Raw genomic sequence first — 1658 nt, forward strand, 5'->3', positions numbered from 1 at the left:
AGGCCACACCGAATCATATAAAATCGCGTCGGATCAATAGGATGGGTACTTCAACAAATTACCCTGCGTCCCCCTATGCGTTGAGGACAGACCCGGACCATCCGGGTAATCCTCGCGGCTCACCCCACATATGTGGGGTGAGCTAGCTTAGCGCTGAAGCGGACATACGGTCTTATGTGGGAAATTTGGACGTTTCATTACTTCGGGCCTATTGGAGGGCCATTCGCGGATCGAGGCGGCCGAAATGAACGGCATGGACCGGCAGACGCTGCGCGACTGGGTGCATCGCTACAACGCGGAGGGTCTGGCAGGGCTGATTTCGCGGGTTGGTCCTGGCCCGGCGCCACTGTTGAACGAGGCGCAGATGGCGGAACTGCTGGCGCTCGTGGTGAACGGGCCGGACCCTGAGGTCGACCAGGTTGTGCGTTGGCGCTGCGTTGATCTGCAAGCGCAAGTCGCGCGCCGGTTTTCGGTTAAGACAACCGAGCGCACCATCGGCCGCTGGTTGCGCCAGTTGCAGCTGACGCGGCTGCAGCCACGCCCGTTTCATCCGAAAAAAGACCTTGCCGCGCAGGAGACTTTTAAAAAACGTATGGCCCGCCCCGTCTGCAAGAGGTATTTTCAAGATGAACCACCAAGTCTGCTTCAACGTATCCGACCTCGGAGCAAGCCCCCGGCCAAGATGGAGATTCGCGCGTCCCGGTCCTCATAAACTTCACGACGTCAATCGCGCCACATTTTAAATCAGGTTTCCAGAACGCCGTTTGACTGTCAGGCCATCTTTTTTCCACCACTCGCAAACATCAAAGGCCGATTAGAAGATCTTCAAAGCCGGTCAGATCATCAACGGCCAATTTCGGTCATGCCATCGCAATCGCCGCATTGGCCTCAAACGTGGTTCCATGCCGCAGCACGGCCCAGGCGATGCGGGCCAGCTTGTTTGCGAGTGCGACGATGGCGGCATTTTTGTGCACCTTTGCCGTCAATGTCCGTAGCCAGCCACCCAGCGGTGTTGCCCTGGTCAACAGACTGGGTAGAGCCGCACGTGCGCCGTGGATCAGCAGTTTGCGGAGGTATTTGTTGCCACGCTTGCTGATACCGACCAGACGCGGCCGGCCTCCGGTCGTGACCTGCCGCGGCACCAAACCCAACCAGGCCGCAAGGTCCCGGCCCCTGCGAAACGTCTCGCCATTGCCGATTGCTGCGATCAACGCGGTGGCATTCATCACCCCAATGCCAGGGATGGTGAGAAGGCGCCGGGCAGCCTCGTCCTCGCGTGCACGGGCAACGAACTCCGTCTCAAAGGCGGCGATCCGGCGATCGATGTCCGCCCATTCGGCTCGCATGTCGACGACCAAGCTGCGGATCCGGCCCGTCAGCATGCCAAGCTCGCGGTTCTCATCGTCGGCGAACATCGCGGCCAGCAACTGTTCGAGCTTGCTGCGCCCCTGTGGTGCCGTAACACCTCTTTCGAGTAAGATCGCGCGCAGTTGGTTGATCAACGCGGTTCGTTCACCCACCAGTCGATCTCTCACTCGATGCAATGTCTGCATGTCCAGCTGTTCTTCAGTTTTCATTGTAACAAAGCGCATGGCTCTTATAGCGTTTCTTGTTGATGTTGGCTATAAATGGGTGGTTTGGCGGGAGGAAGTGACCAT

The 1658-nt window shown here is 58.6% G+C and carries 2 pseudogenes; one reads left to right on the top strand and one right to left on the bottom strand.

What is annotated here, in order from left to right:
* Nucleotides 1-208: 208 nt before the first annotated feature.
* Nucleotides 209-712 (top strand): annotated as a pseudogene (locus tag QQJ84_RS05335) (helix-turn-helix domain-containing protein); the annotation flags it as partial.
* Nucleotides 713-860: 148 nt separating this feature from the next.
* Here the strand turns inward: QQJ84_RS05335 and QQJ84_RS05340 are convergent.
* Nucleotides 861-1592: pseudogene (locus tag QQJ84_RS05340) on the bottom strand (IS110 family RNA-guided transposase); the annotation flags it as partial.
* Between the last annotated feature and the right edge of the window lie 66 nt (nucleotides 1593-1658).

Source organism: Acidocella aquatica, from assembly GCF_030160635.1.
In the GTDB taxonomy this organism is placed as follows: domain Bacteria; phylum Pseudomonadota; class Alphaproteobacteria; order Acetobacterales; family Acetobacteraceae; genus Acidocella; species Acidocella aquatica.